The organism is Streptomyces sp. NPDC050147, assembly GCF_040660195.1.
Taxonomy (GTDB): Bacteria; Actinomycetota; Actinomycetes; order Streptomycetales; family Streptomycetaceae; genus Streptomyces.
In genome coordinates this window covers 73,397-99,733 of record NZ_JBFALJ010000010.1, presented here as the reverse complement: position 1 = coordinate 99,733, position 26,337 = coordinate 73,397, and the positions used below count along the sequence as shown (strand labels likewise).

19 protein-coding genes, 1 tRNA gene and 1 pseudogene are annotated in these 26,337 nt (G+C 69.4%); 10 read left to right on the top strand and 11 right to left on the bottom strand.

Translation table 11 applies throughout. The annotated features are described in order from the left end of the window. Positions 1-26: 26 nt before the first annotated feature. The 5 genes from AB0I94_RS17570 to AB0I94_RS17550 form a co-directional block, all read right to left on the bottom strand. Positions 27-113: transfer RNA gene (locus AB0I94_RS17570), tRNA-Ser, on the bottom strand. A gap of 239 nt (positions 114-352) precedes the next feature. Then, a complete protein-coding gene (locus AB0I94_RS17565) occupies positions 353-1,072 on the bottom strand; it encodes an ABC transporter permease subunit (protein WP_363310454.1) in 720 nt (239 codons plus the stop codon). 11 nt (positions 1,073-1,083) lie between these two features. Further along, positions 1,084-1,995 (bottom strand): ABC transporter ATP-binding protein, encoded by a 912-nt coding sequence (locus tag AB0I94_RS17560; protein ID WP_363310453.1) that lies wholly within the window; start codon positions 1,993-1,995, stop codon positions 1,084-1,086. Beyond that, positions 1,992-2,897, bottom strand: a complete 906-nt coding sequence (locus tag AB0I94_RS17555) for an ABC transporter permease (protein ID WP_363310452.1) — start codon at positions 2,895-2,897, stop codon at positions 1,992-1,994. The genes AB0I94_RS17560 and AB0I94_RS17555 overlap by 4 nt, the downstream gene beginning before the upstream one ends. Continuing rightward, positions 2,887-3,888, bottom strand: coding sequence for an ABC transporter ATP-binding protein (locus AB0I94_RS17550; protein ID WP_363310578.1), 1,002 nt, complete (start codon positions 3,886-3,888; stop codon positions 2,887-2,889). The genes AB0I94_RS17555 and AB0I94_RS17550 overlap by 11 nt, the downstream gene beginning before the upstream one ends. Positions 3,889-4,141: 253 nt before the next feature. Here AB0I94_RS17550 and AB0I94_RS17545 point away from each other — a divergent pair, with 253 nt between their 5' ends. From AB0I94_RS17545 to AB0I94_RS17515, 7 genes and pseudogenes are all read left to right on the top strand, one after another. Beyond that, complete coding sequence (locus AB0I94_RS17545; RefSeq protein WP_363310451.1) at positions 4,142-4,993, top strand: M24 family metallopeptidase; 852 nt, start codon at positions 4,142-4,144, stop codon at positions 4,991-4,993. Continuing rightward, a complete protein-coding gene (locus AB0I94_RS17540) occupies positions 4,990-6,771 on the top strand; it encodes an SDR family oxidoreductase (protein WP_363310450.1) in 1,782 nt (593 codons plus the stop codon). The genes AB0I94_RS17545 and AB0I94_RS17540 overlap by 4 nt, the downstream gene beginning before the upstream one ends. Continuing rightward, positions 6,768-7,700: a metal-dependent hydrolase gene (locus AB0I94_RS17535; protein WP_363310449.1), complete on the top strand. Its 933-nt coding sequence runs from the start codon at positions 6,768-6,770 to the stop codon at positions 7,698-7,700. The genes AB0I94_RS17540 and AB0I94_RS17535 overlap by 4 nt, the downstream gene beginning before the upstream one ends. Positions 7,701-7,789: 89 nt before the next feature. After that, entirely contained in the window at positions 7,790-8,746 is a 957-nt protein-coding gene (locus AB0I94_RS17530; protein WP_363310448.1) for a MerR family transcriptional regulator, read from the top strand. A gap of 174 nt (positions 8,747-8,920) precedes the next feature. Beyond that, positions 8,921-9,499: pseudogene (locus AB0I94_RS17525) on the top strand (RNA 2'-phosphotransferase). A gap of 147 nt (positions 9,500-9,646) precedes the next feature. Then, on the top strand, positions 9,647-10,570 hold the full coding sequence (locus AB0I94_RS17520) for an LLM class flavin-dependent oxidoreductase (protein ID WP_363310447.1): 924 nt from the start codon (positions 9,647-9,649) through the stop codon (positions 10,568-10,570). Positions 10,571-10,631: 61 nt separating this feature from the next. Then, positions 10,632-11,519: a Cof-type HAD-IIB family hydrolase gene (locus AB0I94_RS17515; protein WP_363310446.1), complete on the top strand. Its 888-nt coding sequence runs from the start codon at positions 10,632-10,634 to the stop codon at positions 11,517-11,519. Positions 11,520-11,656: 137 nt separating this feature from the next. Here AB0I94_RS17515 and AB0I94_RS17510 read toward each other — a convergent pair whose 3' ends face one another. The 6 genes from AB0I94_RS17510 to hisC all read right to left on the bottom strand — a co-directional run bounded on the left by AB0I94_RS17510 (position 11,657) and on the right by hisC (position 22,358). After that, complete coding sequence (locus AB0I94_RS17510; RefSeq protein WP_363310445.1) at positions 11,657-12,709, bottom strand: peptidoglycan DD-metalloendopeptidase family protein; 1,053 nt, start codon at positions 12,707-12,709, stop codon at positions 11,657-11,659. 154 nt (positions 12,710-12,863) lie between these two features. Beyond that, on the bottom strand, positions 12,864-14,600 hold the full coding sequence (locus tag AB0I94_RS17505) for a GAF domain-containing protein (protein ID WP_363310444.1): 1,737 nt from the start codon (positions 14,598-14,600) through the stop codon (positions 12,864-12,866). Between the two features lie 169 nt (positions 14,601-14,769). Then, on the bottom strand, positions 14,770-18,399 hold the full coding sequence (cydD, locus tag AB0I94_RS17500) for a thiol reductant ABC exporter subunit CydD (RefSeq protein ID WP_363310443.1): 3,630 nt from the start codon (positions 18,397-18,399) through the stop codon (positions 14,770-14,772). 75 nt (positions 18,400-18,474) lie between these two features. Further along, positions 18,475-19,479 (bottom strand): cytochrome d ubiquinol oxidase subunit II, encoded by a 1,005-nt coding sequence (gene cydB / locus AB0I94_RS17495; protein WP_363310442.1) that lies wholly within the window; start codon positions 19,477-19,479, stop codon positions 18,475-18,477. Between the two features lie 14 nt (positions 19,480-19,493). After that, entirely contained in the window at positions 19,494-21,038 is a 1,545-nt protein-coding gene (locus tag AB0I94_RS17490) for a cytochrome ubiquinol oxidase subunit I (RefSeq protein ID WP_363310441.1), read from the bottom strand. Between the two features lie 222 nt (positions 21,039-21,260). Then, complete coding sequence (gene hisC / locus AB0I94_RS17485) at positions 21,261-22,358, bottom strand: histidinol-phosphate transaminase (RefSeq protein ID WP_363310440.1); 1,098 nt, start codon at positions 22,356-22,358, stop codon at positions 21,261-21,263. 377 nt (positions 22,359-22,735) lie between these two features. On the opposite strand from hisC, the gene AB0I94_RS17480 reads away from it, so the two are divergent. The 3 genes from AB0I94_RS17480 (at position 22,736) to AB0I94_RS17470 (ending at position 26,294) form a co-directional block, all read left to right on the top strand. After that, positions 22,736-23,857: a LacI family DNA-binding transcriptional regulator gene (locus AB0I94_RS17480; protein WP_249588937.1), complete on the top strand. Its 1,122-nt coding sequence runs from the start codon at positions 22,736-22,738 to the stop codon at positions 23,855-23,857. A 294-nt stretch (positions 23,858-24,151) separates the two neighbouring features. After that, positions 24,152-25,237: a metallophosphoesterase gene (locus AB0I94_RS17475; RefSeq protein WP_363310439.1), complete on the top strand. Its 1,086-nt coding sequence runs from the start codon at positions 24,152-24,154 to the stop codon at positions 25,235-25,237. Positions 25,238-25,418: 181 nt separating this feature from the next. Further along, positions 25,419-26,294: a hypothetical protein gene (locus AB0I94_RS17470; protein WP_363310438.1), complete on the top strand. Its 876-nt coding sequence runs from the start codon at positions 25,419-25,421 to the stop codon at positions 26,292-26,294. The last annotated feature ends 43 nt before the right edge of the window (positions 26,295-26,337 follow it).

The window sequence follows — 26,337 nt, the reverse complement described above, 5'->3', positions numbered from 1 at the left end:
CTGCTCAAGCCCAGCTCAACGTCTTGCGGAGGATGCGCGGATCGAACGCGCGCGGGGCGTGAACCCCGACGACGGCTTAGCAAGCCGCTGCCTTACCACTCGGCCAATCCTCCGGGTGGGCGGCCCGCGCAGCGAGATGCGCGCTCGAAGCGGCCGCCCCGGGCAACTCCCCCGTGGGCGGGGCTCTACGGAGTGAGTGACTACTCCGAAGCCTGCCGCGGGCTGCCCTGCTGGGAACTCGACGGACTACTGATGGACACGTCGGCTCCTCTCCCAGTAGGCGGGCGCCGGATGCGTGGCGCGGTGACACAACTACTGTGCCCGCGCTCCGAATCGCCCGCCACCGAATTGATTACTCCTCCCCGGCCAACGTCAGCGACCGCAGCTTCTGTCCCGCGTACCAGGTGGCGAGCACCGTGACGCCGACCAGGAGCACCGTGGCGACCGGCAGTCCGACGTCCGAGGTGACCAGGTCGCCGCCCGCCGTCTTCTGGGCGATGGCGAGCGACCACTGCTGGACGCTGAGCGTGCGCGCCCCGGGGACCAACGACCCGAAGAGGGCCTCCCACACGAGGGCGTAGACGAGCCCGAAGACCACCGCGTGCCGGGTGATGGTGCCGAGGAGCAGGAAGAGCGCCGCGTACGCGATGGAGGCGACCAGGGCGGCGATCGTGTAGGCGACGGCGATCTGCTGTCCGTTGCCGTTCAGGATCATGCCGGCGATGAACGTCGGGACCGCCGAGAAGGCCATGGTGACGGCGATGGCGACGGTGAGCTTGGTGATGATGATCGTGGGCCGCTTGACCGGCTTGGAGAGGAGATAGACGACGGAGCCGTCGTCGATCTCCGGGCCGATGGCGCCGGTGCCCGCGATGACGCCGATGATCGGCACCATCGTCGCGAGCGCGAAGCCGCCGAGCAGGTCGACGGCGACCTGGTCGTCGGCGCCGCTGAATCCGCGGACCGCGGCGGCGATGACGATCAGCAGGACGGGCAGGGCGAAGAGGATCAGCGCCCGGCGGCGGCCGAGCAGGGCCCGGTAGGTGAGCCGGGCGACAGTGGGGTCGTACACGATGGCTCCCTTCAGGCCGCGACGAGATAGGAGAAGACCGACTCGAGGGACTCGTCCGAGGGCGAGACCGTGAGGAGCCGGATGCCCTGATCGCGGGCAATGCGTGGCAACAGGGCGGTGAAGCGGGGAAAGTCGATGGCTTGGATGCGCAGGGCGCCTTCCTTGAGGTCGACTTCGATACCTGCCGTCGACGAGTCCGCGATCAGCGCGGCGGCCAGGGCGCGGTCGTCGCTGGAACGCACCAGGTAGCGGTGCGGGCGGTCGGTCATCAGGCGTCGGATCTTGCGGAAGTCGCCGCTCGCCGCGTGCCGGCCGGCCACGATCACCTCGATGTGCGAGGCCAGTTGCTCGACTTCTTCGAGAATGTGCGAGGAGAACAGGACCGTGCGGCCCTCGTCTCCCATGCGCCGCAGCAGGTCCATCAGCTGCATGCGCTGGCGGGGGTCCATGCCGTTGAACGGCTCGTCGAGCAGGAGCACGGAGGGGTCGTGCACGAGGGCAGACGCCATCTTCACGCGCTGGCGCATGCCCTTGCTGTACGTCGAGATCTTTCGGTCCTGCGCGTACTCCATCTCGACCGTGGCGAGGGCCTTGTGTGCGGCCCGCTCGTCCAGGCCGTGCAACTCGGCGTTGGCGACGACGAATTCGCGCCCGGTGAGGAAGTCGTACATCCCCTCGCGCTCCGGGACGATGCCGATGTCCTTGTAGATCTGTTCGTTGCGCCAGATCGGCTTGGCGTCGAGGGTGACGCTGCCGGTGGAGGGAGCGAGGAAGCCGCCCATCATGTTGATGAGAGTGGACTTCCCCGCGCCGTTCGGGCCTAGGAGGCCGGTGACGCCTGGGCCGACGTTCATCGTGATGTCGTTGACCGCCACCACGTTGCCGAACCAGCGTGAGATGTGGTCGATGTTGATGGTCGTCACAGCCCGACCTTTCGGTAGCGGCGCATCATGGCGCCATAGCAGCCCGCGATGAGGGCGAGGACGACGATCACGTAGACCACGCCCGTGCCGGACGAGGGGCCTTCCCCTCCGGGGAAGGCCGAGGCCGCGCCGAGGAAGGCGGTCTGCACACCGTCGATGAGCGTGATCGGCGAGAAGAGGCCGAGCCAGGCGATGGCGCCGGTGCTGCCTTGTTCGTAGGCGATGGCCTGGACCGTGGACACCGCTCCGTAGCTGATGGTCAGTACGGCGATGACGGCGGCGATCCCGAAGCCCCGGCGGGGTGTGATCGCGGAGATGACGAGGGCGAGGCCGGAGAAGAGGAGCGAGAGCAGCGCCACGGAGACGAGTCCTTGGCCGAAGCCCTTGGTCTGGTCCGCGAAGTCGAGCTCGGCGAGCAGCGCCCCTACGTAGAGGACGAGCAGCGGTGCGGCCGTGAGGGCGAAGAGTGCCGAGGCCATCGCCGCGAACTTGGCGCGTACGTAGTCACTGTGCTCGATGGGGCGGGAGAAGTAGAGAGGGACGGTCTTGAAGCGCAGGTCGCGGGAGACGGTCTGGGGGGCCTGGGCGGCGAGATAGAGACTGATGACGGCCTGCAGCAGGATCGCGTATCGGGTGTAGTCGACGGGGAGTTGGTTGGCCTTGGTGGTCACGGCGACCGCCACCATGATCGCGGCGGGGACACACATCACCGCGAAGAGGATCATGGGAAGGACCTTGGACTTGGCTGAGCGGCCGAGTCCGTACGCCCCGCGCAGGCTCTGAGAGAAGAGGGAGCGGCGGGCGTAGGCGCGGCCCAGGCGCGGGCCGTCGTAGTTGCGATAGCCGATGTTGTGGATCTGGGTCTGTTCGCCGGCGTGTGCCGGGGGCTGCTCAACCGCCATGGCGGACCGCCTCCTTCCGCGCTTCCGTCTGGTCGGGCTGGTCGGGGTGCTCGGATCGTCCGGTTTGTTCGGTCTGGAAGACCTCTGCGATGTGGTGCCTGCGCTGTTCCATCCGGACCAGGCCGAGGCCGAGGTCGGCGACGAGGTCACGCACCAGGTCGTACGTCTCCTCGCCGACCGCTTCGAGCAGCACGGTGTGCCCGGCGCCGGGCAGGCCGCTTCCCTCGTGGGTGGCGACCCCCCGGCCCTGCAGCGCGTCGCGGAGCACCTTGGTGCCGTCCGGGTGCTCGTCGGTGTCCGTGACCTCGACGGCCAGTGTCGTGGTGGTCTGGGTGAAGTCGGTGGTGGAGCTGGACCGCAGGAGTTTGCCGCCGTCGATGACGACGACGTGGTCGCAGGTGCGCTCCAGTTCGCCGAGCAGGTGCGAGGTGACCAGGACGGAGATGCCGAAGTCGGTGTGGATGCGGCGGATGAGGCCGAGCATCTCGTCGCGGCCCACGGGGTCGAGGCCGTTGGTCGGTTCGTCGAGGAATACCAGGTCAGGGTCGTGGACGAGGGCTTGCGCGAGTTTCACGCGCTGCTTCATGCCCGTCGAATAGCCGCCGATGGGGCGGTAGCGCTCCTCGTAGAGGCCGACGTGCCGCAGCGTGTCCGCGGTGCGCTCACGGGCCGCCGTGGGTGGCAGCCCCGACATGCGCGCCATGTGGACGACGAACTCGGTGGCCGAGACGTCGGGCGGCAGGCAGTCGTGCTCGGGCATGTAGCCGACACGCTCGCGGATCTGGCCGCCACTGGTGGCGACGTCGAGGCCGAGCACAGCGGCGGTGCCCTCCGTGGCGGGGGACAGACCCAGCAGGATCTTGATCAGAGTGGACTTGCCGGCTCCGTTGGCTCCGACGAGTCCGGTTACACCGGGCCCGATATCCATGGAGAGCCGGTCAAGCGCGGTCACCCTCGGGAACCGCTTGCTCAGGCTTTCGGTCGCGATCACAGTCACGATTCGAAGGTAGTGGCGCAGGCCACATCAGGCGTCAGACCAGGGTCTTGTCCTCGCGTCACTCTCGGGTATTACGGGCCCGTAAGGGTCGTCCGGAGGTCGCCCCCTGGGGGATACCCCGCGGATTGCCCTGGGGCCGGGGCCAGCTCGTGCGCGGCTCTTGACGTAGCCGCCGAGCATTGTCACATTCATCAGTGTCAAGTTACGGACGCGTACTGCGATGGACCGGACACGGACGGACGGTGGCATGACCTCAGCAGTGGCAGGTGAACTCTCCGCGGAGCTGCGGGGGTTCAGGGAAGTGCAGACCCTCGCGTATGAATGCGCGGAAGCCGTCGCGGCGCAGCTCAAGCCGGGGGTGACCGAGCGCGAGGCGGCTCGGATGCAGCGTGAGTGGCTGCGTGAGCGGGGGGTGCGGGACTGGTTCCACCTGCCCTTCGCCTGGTTCGGGGACCGCACGGCGTTCGTGAACTTCCGGATACCGCTGCAGTTCTTCCCCACCAACCGCCGCCTTGAGCCGGGGATGCCCTTCATCCTCGACATGGCCCCGGTCTACAAGGGGTATACGGCGGACATCGGCTACTCGGGCTGTCTGGGTCTCAATCCCGTGCACGACAAGTTGCTCGCGGACCTGGAGGCACACCGCGAGCTGCTCCTGCGCGAAGTGCGTGAGCGCCGCCCGTTGCGCGAGATCTATGAGGACGTGGACCGGCTCATGGTCCGTCAGGGCTATGCCAACCGCCATCGCGCGTATCCCTTCGGCGTCATCGCGCACAAGGTCGACCGGGTCAAGGAGCGCCGGCTGTCTCCGAACGTCTTCGGGTTCGGCACGCAGTCCCTGAAGGGCCTTGCGAGCGACGCGATCCGTGGCCACCGGGATGGCTGGTCGCCGCTCTGGTCGCCGTACAAATTCTCCGACCACCCACCCCGCAAGGGTCTCTGGGCGGTCGAACCGCACCTCGGTTTCAGGGGTACGGGCGCGAAGTTCGAGGAGATCCTGGTCGTCACCGACTCCAAGGACCCCGAGCAGAGCGCGTTCTGGCTGGATGACGATCTGCCGCATGTGCGGCGCTGGGCTGAGGAGAGGGCCGCCGCATGACCACGGGAGGAATCGCCAAGGGGATCAAGGACGCCCGCGAGCGCTGGGTGCGTACGGGCGGGGTGGAGCTGTGCGTGGCCGAGCTCGGCGACCCGACGCAGCCCACGGTGCTGCTCGTGCACGGTTATCCGGACTCCAAGGAGGTCTGGTCCGAGGTGGCCGAGCGTCTCGCCGACCGCTTCCACGTCGTGCTGTACGACGTGCGTGGCCACGGCAGGTCGACGGCTCCGCAGCCACTGCGCGGCGGCTTCACGCTGGAGAAACTGACCGATGACTTCGTGGCCGTCGCCGATGCCGTGAGCCCGGACAAGCCGGTGCATCTGGTCGGCCACGACTGGGGTTCGGTGCAGGCCTGGGAGTTCGTCACGGTCAAGCGCACCGAGGGGCGCATCGCGTCCTTCACCTCGATGTCGGGGCCCTCGCTCGATCACTTCGGGCACTGGATCAAGAAGCGGATGACCCGGCCCACGCCCCGCAAGGTCGGCCAGCTCCTCGGCCAGGGCGCCAAGTCCTGGTACGTGTACATGCTCCACACGCCGGTGCTCCCCGAGCTCGCCTGGCGTGGGCCGCTCGGCAAGCGGTGGCCCAAGATCCTGGAGCGCGTGGAGAAGGTGCCGTCGGGCGACTACCCGACGTCGTCGCTGCCGTCGGACGCCGCGCACGGAGCATGGCTCTATCGCGACAACGTCCGCGCGCGGCTGCGCAGGCCCCGCGCCGACGCGTACGCACACGCCCCCGTGCAGCTCATCACGCCGTCCGGCGACATGTTCCTGTCGGAGCGGCTCTACGACGGACTGGAGCTGTGGGCTCCGGAGCTGGTGCGCCGCAGCATTCCGGCCAAGCACTGGGTGCCCCGCACCCGGCCCGACCAACTCGCCGCTTGGATCACCGACTTCGTCACATCGAACGAAGACGGCGTGCCCGTGAACGACAGTGTGGCCAAGGGCAAGCACGCCGATCGCTTCGGCGGTCAGCTGGTCCTGGTCACGGGCGCGGGCAGCGGCATCGGCCGCGCCACCGCCTTCGCGTTCGCCGAGGCGGGCGCCCGCGTGGTGGCCGTCGACCGGGACGCGGAGAGCGCGGCACGCACAGCGGAGATGTCCCGTCTGATCGGCGCCCCCGAGGCCTGGGCCGAGACGGTCGACGTCTCCGACGAGCAGGCCATGGAGAAGCTCGCCGAGAAGGTCGCCGGGGAGTACGGCATCGTCGACGTCCTGGTGAACAACGCGGGGATCGGCCTCTCCGGCTCGTTCCTCGACACGAGCTCCGAGGACTGGAAGAAGGTCCTCGACGTCAATTTGTGGGGCGTGATCCACGGCTGCAGGCTCTTCGGCAAGCAGATGGCCGAGCGAGGCCAGGGCGGCCACATCGTCACCACCGCGTCCGCGGCGGCGTATCAGCCGTCCAAGGCTCTGCCCGCCTACAGCACCTCCAAGGCCGCGGTCCTGATGCTCAGCGAGTGCCTGCGTGCGGAGCTGGCCGGCCAGGGCATCGGGGTCTCCGCGATATGCCCGGGCTTCGTGAACACGAACATCACGACGACCGCGCACTTCGCCGGCGTCGACGCCGAGGAGGAGAAGCGCCGCCAGAAGAAGACCTCGCGCCTGTACGGCCTGCGGAACTACCCGCCGGAGAAGGTCGCCGACGCGATCCTGCGTGCGGTCGTCAAGAACCAGGCCGTGGTCCCGGTGACCCCGGAGGCCCGCGGCGCCTACCTCATGTCCCGCTTCACACCCAAGGCCCTGCGTGCGATAGCCCGATTGGAGCCACCGCTGTGAGCACGGAGAAGAGCACCGAAACGAACACCGAGGAGCACTACGCGATCGTTCCGCGCCGGGTCTCGTTCGACTGGGAGCAGACCCCGCTGCACTGGATACCGGACGAGCCCACCGCCACCCACGTGATCAACGTGCTACATCTGCTCCTCCCCGCGGGGGAGCGGTGGTTCGTGAAGGTCTTCAAAGAGGGCCTGCCCCTGGTCACCGATCCAGTGCTCCTGAAGGACGTCAAGGGGTTCATGGGCCAGGAGGCGACGCACAGCGTTCAGCACGCCCACGTGCTCGACCACCTGGCGGCACAGCGGCTCGACACCGCCGCGTTCACCAAGTACGTCGACTTCCTCTTCGAAAAACTCCTCGGCGAACAGCCACCGTTGGGGGCTCCGATACCGACGCAGGAGTGGCTGCGTTTCCGTCTCGCGGTCGTCGCGGCGATCGAGCAGTTCACGGCGGTCCTGGGGAACTGGGTGCTGCACGCGGACGGCCTGGACCGCGCGGACGCCGACGAGGTCATGCTCGACCTGCTGCGCTGGCACGGCGCGGAGGAGGTCGAGCACCGCTCGGTCGCCTTCGACATGTATCAGCACTGCGGTGGCGAGGGCCTGCCCCGCTATGCCCGCCGCATCGCGGGCATGACGGTCACGGCGCCCGTGATGCTGTACCTGTGGGTCTGGGGCACCGCCTACCTGATGCGCCGGGACCCCCGGCTCGCGGGGCGCCTTCGCTACTCCCTGGCCGAGCACAACAAGGCCGTCAGGAAGGGCCTGCTTCCCACATGGCGGGAGCTCGGTGCGGCCATACCCCGCTATCTGCGGCGGTCGTACCATCCCTCGCAGGAAGGTTCGCTGCGCAAGGCCGTCGAATATCTGACGGAGTCACCCGCAGCACGGGCCGCGGCCGCTGCGGTCGGCCGAGCGGCCATCGCCTAGCACGAGGGTTTACGGAGGCGGGGAGCGTGGACGAGCAGTCGGACGCCGGGCAGGGGCCGGTGGATCGCCCTGCGGCCGGACAGAGACCGGTGGATCGCTCTGCCGCCGGGCAGCGGCCGGGGGACCACGGCACCGGGCACAGGTCGGCGGAGTACCGCATCGAGGACCTGGCGCACCACAGCGGCGCCACGGTCCGCACGATCCGCGCCTACCAGGACCGTGGTCTGCTCCCCCGGCCCGAGCGGCGCGGCCGGGCCAATGTGTACGGCGACGCACACCTGGCCCGGTTGAGACAAATAGCCGACCTGCTCGACAGGGGCTACACCCTGGCCTCCATCAAGGAGCTGCTCGAAGCCTGGGACGCGGGCCGCGGGCTCGGCGGCGTCCTGGGCCTTGCCGCCGAGGTGGGCGGTCCGTGGACGGACGAGAAGGCCGACCGGATGACCAGGGCGGAGCTGGATGCCGCGTTCGGCGGAGAGCCGGACGAGGCCGCGGTGGCCGACGCGATCGCGCTGGGCGTGCTCGAGCCCATGCCGGGCCGTGAGGATGAATTCCTGGTGCCGAGCCCTCAAGAGCTCGCTGTGGCCGTGGAGTTGCACGCCGCAGGAGTTCCGCTGTCTGCGATAGCGGGCCATCTGAGGGAGTTGAGGGGGCAGGTGGAGCACATAGCCGCCCGTTTCCTGGAGTTCACCACTGAACACGTATTTGCGCGCTATCTCGGCCCGCACCCGCCGAGCGAGGCGGACACGGCGGAGGCGGCCGCTCTCGTCCGGCGCCTGAGACCGCTCGCGCAGCAGTCCGTCGACGCCGAACTGGCGCGGGCCATGCGCCTGTTCGCCACGCGTCACCTCCAGTACCACCTTGCCTCGGGCCAGACGGCCGAGCGGACGGAGGAGCCGCTGCCAGTGGCACTTCCGGCGACGACAATGCGTGCTGTAGAGGCGCTGGTTGGCCGCGAGAACGCCGCCACGTTCGTCGCCGCGGCGACTGAACGGGAGGTACAGGCAAGGACATTGGACTCATTGGCGGCAAGTCGTGGCGAGTAGCCCCTTATTGGTCAAACGGCCTAAATTACTTGGGCGTTATCCACAGAATCGCCAATTACCCTGTGGATAACCGGACTTGGCTGTGGATCAAACCTGTGGACGAAAAGTGGCGGATGAAAAGTCGGTGGACGAAAATCAAGTGCGGGGAGAACGCTTCGGAGCGAGGCTGAATGGATGAATAGAGAAGCCCCCTCCGCCGACGCGGCGGGCGAGCGACGCACCGTGAAGGTGTCGAAATACCTGTCCAAACACCTGCGCCATCAGCCGGAGAGAATCGGTCTGACGCTCGACTAGAGCGGCTGGGTGGAGATCGACGCCCTTGTCGCGGCCGCCGCCGCCCACGGTTTCCGCTTCACCCGCGCCGAGCTCGAGCATGTGGTGGCCGTGAACGACAAACAGCGCTTCGCCGTGGAGGACGGCCGGATCCGCGCCAGTCAGGGCCACTCCGTCGACGTCGACCTCAATCTGCCTCCGGCGACCCCGCCCGCGTATCTGTTCCACGGCACGGTGGCCCGCAGTATCGCCGCGATCCGCACCGAAGGCCTGCGGCCCATGAACCGCCATGCCGTGCACCTCTCGCCCGACCGCGAGACCGCCACCCGTGTCGGCGCCCGTCGCGGGCGGCCCGTCGTGCTCTCGGTGGACGCGGGCGCCATGCAGCACGACGGACATGTCTTCCAGGTCAGCGCCAACGGCGTCTGGCTCACCGCCGCCGTGCCCCCTGGATATCTACGCTTCCCGGACAAGCACTGACCTGAACGGCGCGAACTGGCGGGGCGAGCTCAAGGGGCGAGCTGACAGGGGGGGAGCACAAGAGGCGAGCTCAAGGGACGTGCTGAAGGGACGTGCTGAAGGGACGTGCTGAAGGGGCCCGGCGTTCTCCGGCATACGCTCTGATACATGAGTTTGCGTCTGAGCACCGTGATCCTGCCCGTCCGCCGCTGGCACGAGGGGGGCAAGGAGCGCTGGCAGCGGGCGGAGGAGCTGGGCTTCCACACCGCGTACACCTATGACCACCTCTCCTGGCGGACCTTCCGCGACGGGCCCTGGTTCGGCGCGGTGCCGACCCTGACCGCCGCCGCGGCCGCCACCGACCGGCTGCGCCTGGGCACCCTGGTCACCTCGCCGAACTTCCGGCACCCCGTGACCCTCGCCAAGGACCTGATCACGCTGGACGACGTGTCCGACGGCCGGATCACCCTCGGCATCGGCGCTGGCGGCAACGGCTTCGACGCCACCGCGCTGCTCAAGGCCGGCGAGGAGCCCTGGACTCCGCGCGCCCGGGCCGATCACTTCGGCGAGTTTCTGCCGCTGCTCGACCGTCTTCTTACCGAAGACGTCGTCTCGTACGAGGGCGAGTACTACTCGGCGTCAGAGGTACGGAACATCCCAGGCTGTGTGCAGCGCCCCCGGCTTCCGTTCGCGGTCGCCGCCACCGGGCCGCGCGGCCTGAAGCTCGCCGCGCGCCACGGGCAGGCATGGGTGACCACGGGCGACCCGAAACTCTCTGAGAACGGCACCCCGGAGCAGTCACTTCAAGCCATCCGGCAGCAGGCCGACAAGCTGGCCGCGGCCTGCGACGCGATGGGCCGGGACGTCACCGAACTCGACAAGATCCTGCTCACCGGGTTCACCCCGGACCGCCCCCTGGACTCCTTCGATGCCTTCGTCGACTTCGCGGGCAACCACGCTGAGCTGGGCTTCAACGAGATCGTGCTGCACTGGCCGCTGCCGGGAACGGACTTCGCGGCCGACGAGAAGGTCTTCGAGCGGATCGCCACGGAGGCGCTGCTCCAGCTGGGAGACAGCTCAGCAGAGGGATAGAGGCACTCAGATGTGCGCCCCAGCGCACGCCCGTGCACGCAGGTGCGGGACAATCGATGGCGTGACCTCAGCTACCCCACGGCCCAAGACCTTGCCCGCCACAGCCCCCCACCGGCCCAAGGCCCGGCTGATCGCCACGGACCTGGACGGAACCCTCCTTCGGGACGACAAGTCCGTGTCCGTCCGCACCGTCGCCGCACTCGCCGCCGCCGAGCGGGCCGGGATCGAGGTCTTCTTCGTGACCGGCCGCCCGGCACGCTGGATGGACGTCGTCAGCGCTCACGTGCACGGCCACGGCCTCGCCATCTGCGGCAACGGCGCCGCCGTGGTCGACCTGCACGACGGATCGGGCGGCCATCGCTTCGTGAAGGTGCGGGAGCTGCTGCGCGAGGACGCCCTCGACGTCGTCCGGCTGCTGCGTGCGGCGGCCCCCGGCACGTCGTTCGCGGTCGAGCGGACCGGCGGACTGCACCACGAGCCGACCTACCCGCCCCTGCACCTGGAGCCCGGCGAGAGCATCGCCCCTGCCGAGAAGCTCCTCGCCGAGGACTCCGAGAACGCGACGCAGCCCATTTTGAAGGTCCTCGCCTTCCACGCCGAGATCGCCCCCGACGAGTTCCTGGCCGTGGCCCGCGAGGCCGTGCGCGGCCAGGTCGAGATCACCCGGTCGAGCCCGAGCGCCCTGCTCGAGATCAGCGGTCCCGGCGTCTCCAAGGCCAGCACGCTGGAGCTGTGCTGCGCCGAGCGCGGCATCACGCCCGCGGAGGTCGTCGCCTTCGGGGACATGCCGAACGACATCGAGATGCTCACCTGGGCGGGCACATCGTTCGCGATGGGCAACGCGCACCCGGACGTACTCGCCGCCGCTTCGGGGCGCACGGTCGCCAACAACGAGGACGGCGTCGCGGTCATCATCGAACAGCTGCTGAGTGAGCAGCGGGGCCAGTAGCAGGGCCAGCGGCAACACCCCGGCGGCAGGCTCCTCCTCGCGCGCGAGGGACGGGCGGGTCGGAAGAGCCCCGTAGGACGGGAGGGGCTGGCAACCGGAGAGACACACCGGACCGGAGAGACGAGCGGCACGGACCCTCAGAGCCGCACCCCCCGCTCCTCCAGCCACTCGACGGGGTCCACGCCGGACCCGAGATGCGGCGTGAGCCGCACCTCGAAGTGCAGGTGCGGCCCCGTCGAGTTGCCGGTGGTCCCCGCCTGCCCGACCCACTGCCCGGGGTCCACGCGTTCCCCCTGATCGACGGTGACGGCGGCCAGGTGCGCGTACTGCGTGAAGTAGCCGCCCTCGTGCTCCACCACGACCTCGATGCCGAAGGCGCCCCCGCACGACACGGACACCACCCGGCCCGCGCCGACCGCCCGCACCGGCGCCCCGATGCCGACCGCGAAGTCCTGCCCCGTGTGCCGGTGCGACCAGCGCGCACCGGCGCTGTCGAAGCCCGCCGACAGCTCGTACGACTCCACGGGCGTCGTCCACGCGCGCGTGGAGTCCGTTTCCGGCTGTTCCAGGCGTACGGCGCCCCTGCACTGCCCGGCCGCGACCGACCGGTCAGCCTCGCTCTGCAGGGTCCACTGGGCCGACTCCAGCTTGCTCTCGATACCGCGCCTCAGCTTCGCGAGCCGGGCGTTTCGGCGGTCGAGGGCGCGTTCCGCGCGGTCCGCGGCGCGCTTGGCGTCCCCGATCCTGGCGGCGGCCCGCTGGGTCTTGCCGACGGCGTTGGTGACGACGAGATCCGCCTGCCCGATGAGCCGCTGACCGCGCATCAGCTCTTCCGGGCTGTCGGCGAGCAGGAGTTGGGCGGCCTGGGGAAGGCCATCGCCGCTGCGGTACTGGGCGCTGGCCATCCTGCCGAGGTCCGCGTGCAGCTCATCGGTCGCGTGCCGCTCCTTCGTGAGGAGCCGGTTGAGTCTGCGTACCTTCTTGCGCTGCGCCTCGGCCGCCTGCTGTCCCTCTTCGTAGCGCGCGGTCGCGGCGGAAGCCTCCTCGTAGAGGCGTACCACTTCGGCGCTCGCGTCCGGCCCCTCGGAGGCACCGGCGGGCGCCGGGCACACGGCCGGGCACACAAGCGCGCACAGCAGCACCGTTACGGCGACGAGCGGATGACGGGTACCGCGATGACTCAAGCGCATGTCAGGGATCGTTGCCGCGCCGCCATCGCCGGGATCCGCCCCATGCGTACACACGGGGCATCCGATGCCCCGAACGGCCCATCTCCGTACGGCCGAACAGGGCCCCCGCCCCTCCTCGCACAAGGGCCCCTCCTCGAACAGGGCCCCGCCCCTCCTAGTGCGGCGCCTGCCACACGACGGCGGTGCCCCCGCCCTCCTCGCCGATGCCGGGCCCGTACCAGCTGTCCCCGCCGAGCGACTCCGCGCGCCTCTTGAGGTTTTTCAGGCCGCTGCGGCGGCCGCCCTCCGCGATGCCCACCCCGTCGTCCGAGACCGTCAGACGTACGCCCTGCTGCCCGTCGGGGAGGGTCACCGTCGCGTCGACGACGACATCGATGCGATCCGCCCGCGCGTGCCGGAACGCGTTGGACAGTGCCTCACGCAGGGCCGCGATGAGGTTCTTGCCGGTGAGCTCGCCGACCACGGTGTCGACGGGTCCCACGAAGTGGTGCGAGGGCTTGAAGCCGAGCGGCACCGCGGCCATGTTGATCTCGCGAAGGACCCGCGTGCGCAGTCCGGAGGGGGCCTCGGCCGGGCCCTGCCGCAAGGCGAAGATCGCCGTCCGGATCTCCTGGATCGTCACGTCCAGCTCGTCGACGGCCTTGCCCACGCCCGTCTGCACCTCGGGCACGACGGACCTGCGCTGGGCGCTCTCCAGCATCATCCCGGTGGCGAACAGGCGCTGGATCACGAGGTCGTGCAGGTCCCTGGCGATCCGGTCGCGGTCCTCGTACACCGCGAGGCGTTCACGGTCGCGCTGCGCCTCGGCCATCATCAGCGCGAGCGCGGCCTGCGAGGCGAACTGGGTGGCGAGGGTCCGCTCGATCTCGCTGAACGGCCGTGCGCCACGCACGCGTGGTGTGACGAGCGTCCCCATGACGCGGCCGTCGCTCTGCAGCGGCAGCATCATGACGGGGCCGTAGCCGCGGGCGAGGTCGGTCATGACGCGTGGGTCCGTGGCCGCGTCGTCCAGGAACACGGACTCACCGGCGAGCAGATCGGTGATGATCCGGCTCTCCGGTGGGACGGCCATGCCGAGCGCCCCGGAGGGTTCGTCGGAGGAGACGGCGACGATCTCCATGCCGCCCTCGTCGTCGGGCAGCAGCACGATCCCGGCGGCCGAGTCGGCGAGGTGGCGCGCCTGCTCGGCGACGACGGAGAGCGCCTCCTCCGCGTCGCTGCCGGAGAGCAGCGCCGTGGTGACCGCCACGGAGCCGTCGATCCAGCGCTCGCGCTGCGTGGCGGCTTCGTAAAGGCGGGCGTTGCCGATGGCGATGCCTGCCTCCGTCGCGAGCACGCGGACCATGTGCACGTCGTACTCGTTGAAGTCGGCGCCGCTGCGCTTCTCGGTCAGATAGAGGTTGCCGAAGATCTCGCCCTGCACGCGGATGGGGACGCCGAGGAAGGACCGCATCGGCGGATGGTGGGCCGGGAAGCCGCACGAGCGCGGGTCGGCGGAGAGGTCCGCGAGGCGCAGGGTCTCCGGCTGGTGGATGAGGGCGCCGAGCAGCCCCTTGTGCCCGTCGGGCAGCCGTCCGATCCGCTCGGCCACCTCCTCGCCCATACCGACGTGGACGAAGTCGGAGAGCCCCTTGCCGTCTTCGGAGACGACGCCGATCGCCGCGTAGTGGGCGTCCGCGAGTTCGGCCGCCGTCTCGCAGATGCGGTTCAACGTGGTGTGCAGTTCGAGACCGGCGCCGACGGAGCGCATCGCCTCAAGGAGCTGCGGCACGCGCGAGGTGAGCTCGGGGGAGAGCCCCTGAAGGCTGCGGGTCGCCTTCTTCGCAACCTCTATCGGGTCCGATGAGCCGTCGGGTTGCGGAGAGGCGGCGGAGTCCGAGGGGGCTGACATGCCTTTGAGCGTAGTTAGTCCTATTTGGTGAGGAAAGTCGAGCTTTGCTCTGGGCAGGGCGCGCGCACCTCCCTGCCGGAAGCAGGCCCCGCGGAGACGGGTCCGCGGGGAGGGGTCCGCGGGGAGGGCACCCACGGGGAGCACGCCAGCGGAGAGCAGGCCCGCACTCCTACCCGGCGGCCGTCACCAGCAGGTCAGCCGCCCTCTCCCGTTCCAGCATGCGCCGCAGCGGCCCGTCCGCCCGTACGAGGTCCGCGTACGCACCGCGCTGCACCACCTGACCCGCGTCCAGGACGATCACCTCGTCCACCGCGTCGAGCCCTGCGAGCCGGTGCGTGATGAGCAGCGTCGTACGGCCCTCGGTGGCGGCGAGGAGGTCTTCGGTGAGGGCGTCGGCGGTCGGCAGGTCGAGATGTTCGGCCGGCTCGTCGAGGACGAGGACGGGGAAGTCGGCGAGCAGCGCCCGGGCCAGGGCGATGCGCTGTCGCTGGCCTCCGGAGAGACGGGCCCCGTGCTCGCCGACCAGGGTGTCGAGCCCGTCGGGGAGCGAGTCGGTCCACTCCCGCAGCCGGGCCCGCTCGAGGGCGCCGCGCAGTTCGTCGTCAGTGGCAGCCTTCCGCGCGATGAGCAGGTTCTCGCGTACGGAGCTGTCGAAGATGTGCGCGTCCTGCGCGCAGAGCCCGACGATCTCGCGCACGGTGTCGCCGTCGAGGGCGGACGCGTCCGTGCCGCCGAGGCTGTACGTCCCCTCGCTCGCGCCCATGAAGCGCAGCAGCACCTGGGCGAGCGTCGTCTTGCCGGAACCCGAGGGACCGACCACCGCGATGCGCCGTCCCCGCTCCAGGGTCAGGCCGACGCCCGCGAGCGCGTCCCGGTCCTGCCCCTCGTACCGGGCGTGCAGCCCCTGGACACGGAGCGGGAAGGGCGTCTGCGGGCGCTGTGCGGGCACGGCGGGCTCGGATACGGGTTCGGGGGCGTCGAGGACCTCGTAGACACGCTCAGCGCTCTTCCTGACGCGCTGGCGGTACTGCACGGCGAGCGGCAGACCCAGGACCGCCTCGAAGGCGGCGAGCGGGGTGAGGATGACGACGGCGAGCGCGACGCCGCTGAGCCGGCCGTCATGCAGCGCCTGTACGCCGACGAGGGCGGCGGCGGCCACGGTGAGACCGGTGGCGAGCGCACCGAGCCCGTCGCCGAGCGCGGTGGCCGTGGCGGTCCGTGACGCGATCCGGGTCAGCTCGGCATCGGCTTCTTTCGCCTTGGCCGTACGCCGGGTCAGCGCGCCCGCGACCGTCAACTCGGCGGTGCCGGTGAGCAGATCGGCCACGCGGGTGGCCAGCATCCCGCGCGCGGGGGCGAGCTTGCGTTCGGCTCGGCGGGCGACAGCTCCGGAGAGCAGCGGTACGCCCACTCCGGCGAGGAGCAGGCCGACGGCGAGTACCGCGCCGGCCTCGGGCAGCAGCCAGGCGGTGAAGCCGACGGCTCCGGCGCCCACGGCAGCGGCGGCCGACGCGGGCAGGAGCCAGCGCAGCCAGTAGTCCTGCAGGGCGTCCACGTCGGCGACCAGGCGGGAGAGCAGGTCGCCGCGCCGGGTCTTCCTGAGCCCGGCCGGGGCGAGGCGCTCCAGGCGCCGGTAGACGGCCACGCGGGTGTCGGCCAGCATGCGCAGGACGGCGTCGTGCGAGACGAGGCGCTCCGCGTAGCGGAAGACGGCACGGCCCATGCCGAAGGCGCGGGTCGCCGTCACGGCGATCATCAGGTACATCACCGGCGGCTCCTCCGACGCCCGGCTGATGAGCCACCCGGAAGTGGCCATCAGCCCTACGGAGCTGCCGATCGCGAGGGCTCCGAGGAGCAGGGCGAGCGCGAGCTTGCCCTTGCGCGCCTGTGCGGCACTCCGCACCCGGGCAAGGACCTCGCCCGTGGGCCGAGGGCTCTCCCACGCGTCCACCGGGGCGGCCGACGCCTGCGGTTGGCCCAGGGAAGCGTCATCCACGGCAGCCCGCGAGAGCGCCGAGCCGTTCAACCCGTCCCACTCGTTCGCCCCGGACCGCCGGGCCACGTCACCGGAGGCGGCAGAGGCGCCAGAAGCATCAGAAGCGTCGGAAACGACAGGGGCGTCAGAAGCACCAGAAGCCCCGAGCCGTATCACCCGGTCCGCCACCGCCAGCAACGCCGGCCGGTGCACGACGAGCAGCACGGTCCGCCCCACGGCCAGCCGCCGCACCGCCTCGACGACCCCGGCCTCGGTCTCCCCGTCCAGAGCGGCCGTCGGCTCGTCCAGCAGCACCACCGGACGGTCGGCCAGGAACGCCCGCGCAAGAGCGAGCCGCTGCCGCTGCCCGGCGGAAAGACCCGAACCGTCCTCCCCCAGCCGCGTCTGGACACCACCCGGCAGCGCGGACACGAACTCCCAGGCACCCGCCGCCTCCAACGCGCCGCGCACGGAAGCGTCGTCCGCCTCCGGCCGCGCCAGGCGTACGTTCTCCGCGATGGTCCCGGCGTACAAGTGCGGCCGCTGCGGAACCCAGGCGATCCGCTCCCGCCACAGCTCCGGCGCGACCTCGGCCAGGTTGACGCCCCCGACACACACACGCCCCTCGGCAGGCTCTACGAACCCGAGGATCACGTCGAGCAGCGTCGACTTGCCCACCCCGCTGGGTCCGACCAGAGCCACGGTCTCGCCGGGCTCCACCGCGAACGACACCCCGGACACCGCGTCCGAAGCCCGCCCCGGATACCGGACCGTCACGCCCTCCACGCTCAACGTCCCCGAAGGCGCCGCGCCCTCCCCGGTCTGCCGTACCGGAGCCTCCAGGACCTCGAAGATCTCCTCGGCGGCGGAGAGCCCCTCCGCCGCAGCGTGGTACTGCGCTCCGACCTGGCGCAGCGGCAGATAGGCCTCGGGCGCGAGGATGAGGATCACCAGACCCACGTACAGATCCATGTCACCGTGGACGAGCCGCATCCCGATCGTCACCGCGACCAGCGCCACCGACAGTGTCGCGAGGAGTTCGAGCGCGAACGACGACAGGAAGGCGATGCGCAACGTACGCATCGTCGCCTGCCGGTACTCGCCCGTGATCTGCCGGATCGACTCGGCCTGTGCCTTCGCGCGCCCGAACACCTTCAGGGTCGGCAGCCCCGCCACCACGTCCAGGAAGTGGCCCGACAGACGGGAGAGGAGCCGCCACTGACGGTCCATCCGGTTCTGGGTGGCCATGCCGATCAAGATCATGAAGATCGGGATCAGTGGCAGCGTCACGACGATGATCGCCGCCGACACCCAGTCCTCGGTGACGATCCGCGCGAGCACCGCCACCGGAACCACCACCGCGAGCCCCAACTGCGGCAGATAGCGCGAGAAGTAGTCGTCGAGTGCGTCCACTCCCCGCGTGGCGAGCGACACCAGCGAACCCGTCCGCTGCCCTTCCCCAAGCTCTCGGCTTCGCTCGAGCAGGGGATACCCCATCTGCCAGCCGGGGCCCAACTGCCCCGCCCGGTCGAGGAGCCGCCCCCGCAGCTCCGACTTCACCGCGGCGCTCGCCCGATGGGCGGCGAGCTCGGTCAGCCAGGCGACAAGCGCCCGCCCCGTCGCGACAACCACGAGCAGGACGAGCGGCGTCACCAGGTCACCGAGGGCCAGCCCCTTCTGGAAGGCGCCGACCACGATCTCGGCGATGAGCATCGCCTGGGCGACGACCAGGCCCGCCCCGGCGATACCGAGGACCACCACCGCGGCAAGGAAGAACCGGGTGGCGCGGGCGTACCGGAGCAGACGCGGGTCGATTGGTTTCACGTGAAACACACTCTCCGAGGGACCGGATGAAGACTGCCGAGGAACGTGCGGACTCAGGCGCCCGCGAAGGAGAACTCAGTGTGCGGAATCAGCGATGTGCTGTGTGCCGATCCGCTTGCGGAACACCCAGTAGGTCCACGACTGGTAGAGCAGCACGATCGGCGTCGCGATGCCCGCGCACCAGGTCATGATCTTCAAGGTGTAAGGGCTCGACGAGGCGTTGGTGACCGTGAGGTTCCACTCGTCGTTCAGCGACGACGGCATGACGTTCGGGAAGAGCGTCAGGAAGAGCATCGCGAAGGCGGCCGCGATCGTGATGCCCGACAGCGCGAACGACCAGCCCTCGCGCCCCATCTTGATCGCCACCACGGCACCGACCAGCGCCACCACGGCCACGACCATCGCGACCAGGCTCTTGCCGTCGCCCTTGTCCGCCTGCGTCCAGAGCAGGAACCCGAGCGCCAGGACAGCGGTCACCAGGCCGAGCCCGAGCGCCAGCTTCCGCGCCCGCACCCGGATGTCCCCCACCGTCTTCAGCGAGGCGAAGACCGCGCCGTGGAACGTGAACAGCGTCAGGGTGACCAGGCCGCCCAGGATCGCGTACGGGTTCAGCAGGTCCCAGAAGCCGCCCACGTACTCCTTGTGGGCGTCGATCTTCACGCCGCGCGTGATGTTGGCGAAGGCCACGCCCCACATCACCGCCGGGATCAGCGAGGTCCAGAAGATGGCCTGCTCCCAGTTGCGCTGCCACTTCTCCTCGGGCCGCTTCGCCCGGTACTCGAAGGCGACACCGCGCACGATCAGGCAGAGCAGGATGATCAACAGCGGCAGATAGAAGCCTGAGAACAGCGTCGCGTACCACTCGGGGAAGGCGGCGAAGGTCGCGCCGCCCGCCGTGAGCAGCCACACCTCGTTGCCGTCCCAGACAGGACCGATGGTGTTGATGAGCACACGCTTCTCGGTCCGGTCACGGGCGAGGAGCTTGGTGAGGATGCCGATCCCGAAGTCGAAGCCCTCCAGGAAGAAGTAGCCGATCCACAGGACTGCGATCAGCACGAACCAGACGTCGTGAAGTTCCATGTCGATCAACTCCCTCAGTACGAGAAGGCCATGGGCCGGTCGGCGTCGGCGTCGGTGTCGTCATCGGAACCCGAGCCGGAGCCGGCACCGCCGATCTTGGTGGGCGGGTTGAGGTCGGCCTCGGTGAGCTCGGGCGGGCCCGCCTTGATGTACTTGAGCAGCAGCTTCACCTCGATCACTGCGAGGATCGCGTAGATCGCGGTGAACACGACCAGCGAGGTGATCACCTCGCCCTGCGAAACCCCCGGCGAGACCCCGTCCCTGGTCTTCAGGACCCCGTAGACCACCCAGGGCTGGCGCCCGGTCTCTGTGAAGATCCAGCCCCAGGCGGTACCTATGAGGGGGAAGATCAGCGTCCACTGGGACAGCCGCCACCACCAGTTGCCCAGCTTCGGCGTCAGCTCCTTGTTCTTGGTGAGCATCAGCTTCGGCACGTCGTCCGCGCCCGTGCGGTGCTCCGGAGCGAGCCAGAACTTCTTCCGCGTGAGCCAGAGGCCGGCGGTGCACAGGACCATCGAGACCCCGCCGAAGCCGATCATCCAGCGGTAGGACCAGTAGGCGGTGGGGATGTTGGGCCGGTAGTCGCCCGGCCCGTACTTCTCCTGCGCCTCCCTGTTGAGGTCGTTGATGCCGGGTATCTCGGCGCTGAAGTTGTTCTTGGCGAGGAAGGACAGCACCCCGGGCACCTCGATGGCGACCTTGTTGTGCCCCTCGGACACATCGCCGTACGCGAAGAGCGAGAACGGCGCCGGCTTCTCCGTCTCCCACAGGGCCTCGGCGGCCGACATCTTCATCGGCTGCTGCTCGTACATGACCTTGCCGAGGGTGTCGGCGCTGACCACGGTGAGCAGGGTGCCGACGAACGCGGTGACCAGGCCGAGCCGCATCGACATCCGCATGGTGCGGATGTGCTTCTTCTTGCGCAGGTGGAAGATCGCGATGCCGGTCATGAAGGCGCCGCCGACCAGGATGGCCGCCGATATGACGTGGAAGAAGTTGACCAGCGCCGTCTCCTGGAAGAGCACCTTCGAGAAGTCCGTGAGCTCCGCGCGCTTGGTGCCGTCCCGCTCCGCGATCTTGTAGCCGACCGGGTGCTGCATGAAGGCGTTGGCGGCGATGATGAAGTACGCGGACAGGATGGTCCCGACGGAGACGATCCAGATCGTGGCGCAGTGCAGCTTCTTCGGGAGCTTGTCCCAGCCGAAGATCCACAGGCCGATGAAGGTCGACTCGAAGAAGAACGCGATGAGGGCCTCGAAGGCGAGCGGCGCCCCGAAGACGTCACCGACGAAGCGCGAGTAGTCGGACCAGTTCATGCCGAACTGGAACTCCTGGACGATGCCGGTGACGACGCCCATCGCGATGTTGATCAGGAACAGCTTTCCCCAGAACTTGGTCGCCCTGAGGTAGTGCTCCTTGCCCGTGCGCACCCAGGCCGTCTCCAGGATCGCCGTGAGGGCTGCCAGGGAGATCGTCAGTGGAACGAACAGGAAGTGGTAGACGGTGGTGATGCCGAACTGCCATCGCGCCAGGGTCTCCGGCGCCAGAGCCAGATCCACGTCGACTTCTCCTTACGGCCGTGATCACAGCGGCGGTTCGCCCCTTTAATCCCTCCGATCTTCGGAGGAACCGGGACGCGCTTGTGAACGCGTTCACATTCACAAGCAATTATGACCTACTGCTTGTCGGACCGAGGAGGGGGGTCCCCTTACTCGGGGGAAAAGGGAGGAGGCCCCGGGGGGCGAACGTCCCAAGGCCTCCTCATCCGCAACAGCCGGCGGCTACAGCTCCTTGCGGAACGCCTCCGCGGCCTGCAGGAAGATGTCGTTGGCCTCGGTCTCCCCGATCGTGGCCCGCATCCCCTCGCCCGCGAACGGACGCACGACCACGCCGGCCTTCTCGCACGCCGCCGCGAAGTCGGTCGTACGCTCCCCGAGCCGCAGCCACACGAAGTTCGCCTGCGTCTCGGGCACCGTCCAGCCCTGCCCCCGCAGCGCCTCGACCACCCGCGTTCGCTCGCAGACCAACGAGCCGACGCGGCCCATCAGCTCGTCCTCGGCCCGGAGCGAGGCCACCGCCGCGTCCTGCGCGAGCTGGCTCACCCCGAAGGGCACCGCCGTCTTGCGCAGGGCTGCGGCCACCGGCTCATGGGCGACCGCGAAGCCGACGCGCAGGCCCGCGAGGCCGTACGCCTTGGAGAACGTGCGCAGTACGGCGACATTCGGACGGTCACGGTAGATCTCCACGCCGTCCGGCACCTCGGGGTCCCGGATGAACTCGCGGTAGGCCTCGTCGAGCACCACAAGGACATCGCTCGGCACCCGGTCGAGGAACCGTTCCAGCTCGGCCCTGCGCACCACGGTGCCGGTCGGGTTGTTCGGGTTGCAGACGAAGATCAGCCGCGTCCGGTCGGTGATGGCGGCGGCCATCGCGTCCAGGTCGTGGACGTCCCCCGGCGTCAGCGGCACCTTCACCGACGTGGCCCCGCTCACCTGCGTGATGATCGGGTACGCCTCGAAGGACCGCCAGGCGTAGATGACCTCGTCGCCCGGACCCGACGTGGCCTGGACCAGCTGCTGCGCGACGCCGACGGAACCGGTGCCCGTCGCCACGTGGGACACCGGCACCCCGAAGCGCTCGGCGAGTTCGCTCATCAGGTTCGTGCACGCCATGTCGGGGTAGCGGTTGAACGCACCCGCGGCGGCGAGCACGCTCTCCATGACACCCGGCAGGGGCGGGTAGGGGTTCTCGTTCGAGGACAGCTTGTAGGCCACCGGACCATCGGCCGCGGCGGCAGCCGCTGATGAGATGCTGCGCCCCGGCTTGTAGGTGGGGATACCCTCCAGCTCGGCACGCAGCCTCGGGCTCGTCTCGCTCACCGCAGTCCTCCTCTTGAACACCTGAACACCCTGACTTCAATGCTCCTCACCTTATGAGGATTCAGCTCTGCTGCGAATGGGTCAGCGGTATCCGCTCCGCCGGGCGCACAACGAGGGGGGAGCGCTCCCTTCTCCAGCGCGCGCCCGTGGCTCACTCCGTGGCGCGCATCACCCGTGAAGGTGAGTTGAGACCTCTTCGAGACATCGCTCATTCAGCAGGCCCGTGCGCGGCATCAAGGGAGCGTCCACCTCAAGAGACGCCAACTCCCCTACAATCCAAGGCCGTTGCCCTACTTCGACCATGCAGAAACGTGCCTGTCAACGAGTGAATATGCGTCCGCACTACCCACCCCCATGAGCCCTACTATCGGCTCGCCATGACAGCAGCAGGGAACCACCAGGTGAGCCGAGCGGAGACCGCCCGCCGGGGCAACCGGCAGAGCCGAGCGGGCATCAGAGACGTCGCCGCCGCAGCCGGTGTCTCCATCACGACTGTCTCCGATGCTCTTAACGGCAAGGGCCGGCTCCCGGACGCCACCCGACGCCATGTCCGCGAGGTCGCCGAACGGCTGGGCTATCGCCCTTCCGCGGCGGCCCGAACGCTCCGTACCGGCAAGTCGGGCCTCATCGGCCTGACCGTGACGACCTACGGGGATGAACCTTTCACTTTCACCGAATTCGCGTACTTCGCGGAGATGGCCAGAGCCGCGACCTCGGCCGCGCTGGCCCGCGGCTACGCCCTTGTCATCCTGCCCGCCACCTCCCGGCGCAGCCCGGTCGACGTGTGGTCGAACGTCGCGCTCGACGGCACCGTCGTCGTCGATCCGTCCGACCACGACCCCGTCGTCAGCGAACTGGTGCGCCAGGGACTACCCGTCGTGTCCGACGGCCGTCCTGCCGGGTCCCTCCCGGTCACCGCCTGGGTCGACAACGACCACGAGGCGGCGGTTCTCGAGATCCTCGACCACCTCGCGGCGGCCGGAGCCCGCCGCATCGGGCTGCTCACCGGGACCACCACGGACACGTACACCCATCTGTCCACCACCGCCTATCTGCGCTGGTGCGAGCGCGTCGGCCAGGACCCGGTCTACGAGTCCTACCCGGCCCACGACCCGTGTGCCGGCGCGGTCGCGGCCGACCGGCTGCTCGCCCGGCCCGACCGGCCCGACGCCGTCTACGGCCTCTTCGACCCGAACGGCACCGATCTCCTCGCGGCCGCCCGCCGGTACGGACTGCGCGTCCCGGACGACCTGCTGCTGGTGTGCTGCAGCGAGTCCACGGTCTACGCCACCACCGAACCGCCCATCACCACCCTCTCGCTCAAACCGCGGCGCATCGGCACGGCCGTCGTCCAGCTGCTCATCGACGCCATCGAAGGCCTGGATTCTGGCCGGCCGGTCGAGCAGGTGATACCGACGGAGCTGATCGTGCGCACCTCGTCCGAGCGACGTCCACCGCGTACGACGGTCAGCCCACCCCGCTCACCCGAACCCGGTTGAGCGGCCCGCCCCCCGGGGAGAACCCCGTCAACAGGTCGTCAACCGGCTGCCAACCGGTTGCCCACCGGCCTTCGACCAGCACTACCGGACACGTCCCGGTCGTGACCTGGGGGGAAACCCCTACCCAATTCGGGAGAAAACCTCGGTGAACTGGGGTTCAGCACTGATTCACCACCCCTGGTGCACCACACAGTGCGAGCCGCATTCCTATGATGGGCGGACGACACCGAGGGCCGCTGCGACCAGGCAGTCCGATCTCGGTGCAGATGCGGCGCAATGGTGGTGGAGGGGTCGATGACTCAGGGGGCCGGTCAGGGACCCGATGTGCGGACGGCGACGTTGCGCGACTTCCGCGTTCCGGCGTACGTCCATGAGACCGGTCCGGTCCAGGGGGACCCGGCGGGCGCAGCGGTTCCGGGCGCCCCCGGGCAGGCCCCCGGGACGCTGGACGACGGCTATACCCCCACTCAGCGCGACCTGCCCGTCATCAACCGCGGCGACACCGTGCAAGTGGAGGTGCAGGCCATGCCCGAGCCTCCACAGGCGCCGGCGACCGACGAACACGGTCCGCTGTACGTGGTGGGTGATGTGCACGGCTATCTGGACGAGCTGCTCGCGGCCCTCCAGGAGCAGGGCCTCATCGACGCCGAAGGCGACTGGTCCGCGGGCAACGCGCGCCTGTGGTTCCTCGGCGACTTCACCGACCGCGGCCCGGACGGCATCGGCGTCATCGACCTCGTGATGCGCCTGTCCGCCCAGGCGGCGGCCGCGGGCGGCTACTGCAAGGCGCTGATGGGCAACCACGAGCTGCTCCTGCTCGGCGCGAAGCGGTTCGGCGACACCCCGGTCAACTCGGGAGCCGGTACGGCCACCTTCCAGGCCGCCTGGCTCCTGAACGGCGGCCAGAAGACCGACATGGAGCGCCTGGAGGACCACCATCTGCAGTGGATGGCCCGTCTCGACGCGATCGAGGCGGAGGACGGGCATCTCCTGATGCACTCCGACACGACCGCCTATCTGGATTACGGCGACTCGATCGAAGCCGTGAACGACACGGTCCGCGAGACCCTCACGCGCAATGACGCCGACGAGTGCTGGGACCTCTTCCGGAAGTTCACCAAGCGTTTCGCCTTCCGCGACGAGTCGGGCCCCCAGGCCGTACGCGAACTCCTCGACATGTACGGCGGCCATCGCGTCGTGCATGGCCACAGCCCCATCCCGTATCTGCTCGGCGATGTCGGCTCCGAGGACGACTCGGACGGCGGCGGTCCCGTCATCGAGGGCCCGCACATCTACGCAGGCGGCCTGGCCATCGCCATGGACGGCGGCGTGACCATGGCCGGAAAGCTGCTGGTCTGCCAACTTCCCTTGGATAACTGAGCGTTCGCGGGGCAGGCGCACCAATACAGGATCACGCTGGCCAGGGGGTCTATTTCTGGAAACCCCCTGTCACCGCGTGCCTTCACGGCTCTACCATCGGCTTATCCGTAGCAGGCTCCCCTCCGTTTCTGCCCGACGGCTCGCACCCATGCGAGCCCCAAGCCCTACGGAGCATCGGGGGATGCACATGAACAGCGCTCCACACCTGCTCAATGAGGACCGCCCCGAGTACGAGCGGATCCTCGATGAGGCGCTGCGCACGGCACCGACTCGTCCTGATCTCGCCGCGGTGGGCGAGCGGCTCAATCCCGAGCAGCTGCGCACCATGGCCCTGAACGCCACTGCGCTGATCACTGCCGCCGCCACGACCGAATACACGCACTATGTGAAGGTCCGCGAAGAACTGCGCGAAAGCGGATCTGCCGCACCATCCATCCGGGAGCGGAGCACCGAGGGTCCGGCGGAAGCCGGCTCCGGCGGCATCGGTCTCGCCACCACGATGGGGGAGGTCACCACCCAGGCTTCAGGGGCGGGGGCCATCGCCGTCGTCGCGGTGCTCGCACCGGTTCTCGCCGGGGCGGCCGCCGCGATCTTCCTGCTCGTGGGCTACATCCTGAAGATGCTCAACCCCGAGCCCGCCTTCGCGGAAACCCTGCTCACGGCAGGGTGGCTGTTCGGCGCGCTCACCGCAGGGGCCATCCTGATCGCCGCGATCGGCCTGCTCCTGACCGCCCTGCGCAACGGCGCCACGTCGCTCCAGGCCGGTCCGTACGGAGAACGGAACGAGGAGGTGGTTCGCGCCAGGGAAGCCTGGAGCGAGGCACTCATGGAGCGCGGCATCCTGCCGTTCCTGCGGGAGGCGCTCGCGGACCCGGGGACGGCGCACGCCGCTCGTACACCGTCGCCGGGCCCAGGCAACCGCATGCCGCAACTCGGCTACAACAGGCCGGGGTTCAGCAGCCCGGAGGGCGGCCCGGCGGCGGGACCGCGCCCGAGTTTCTCGAGCCCGGACTTCTCGAGCCCGGACTTCGGCGGTCCCGACCACAAGCCGGAGTAGTACGCGACGCTGCTTCGGGCGGGCGTGCTGCCCGCCCGAAGCA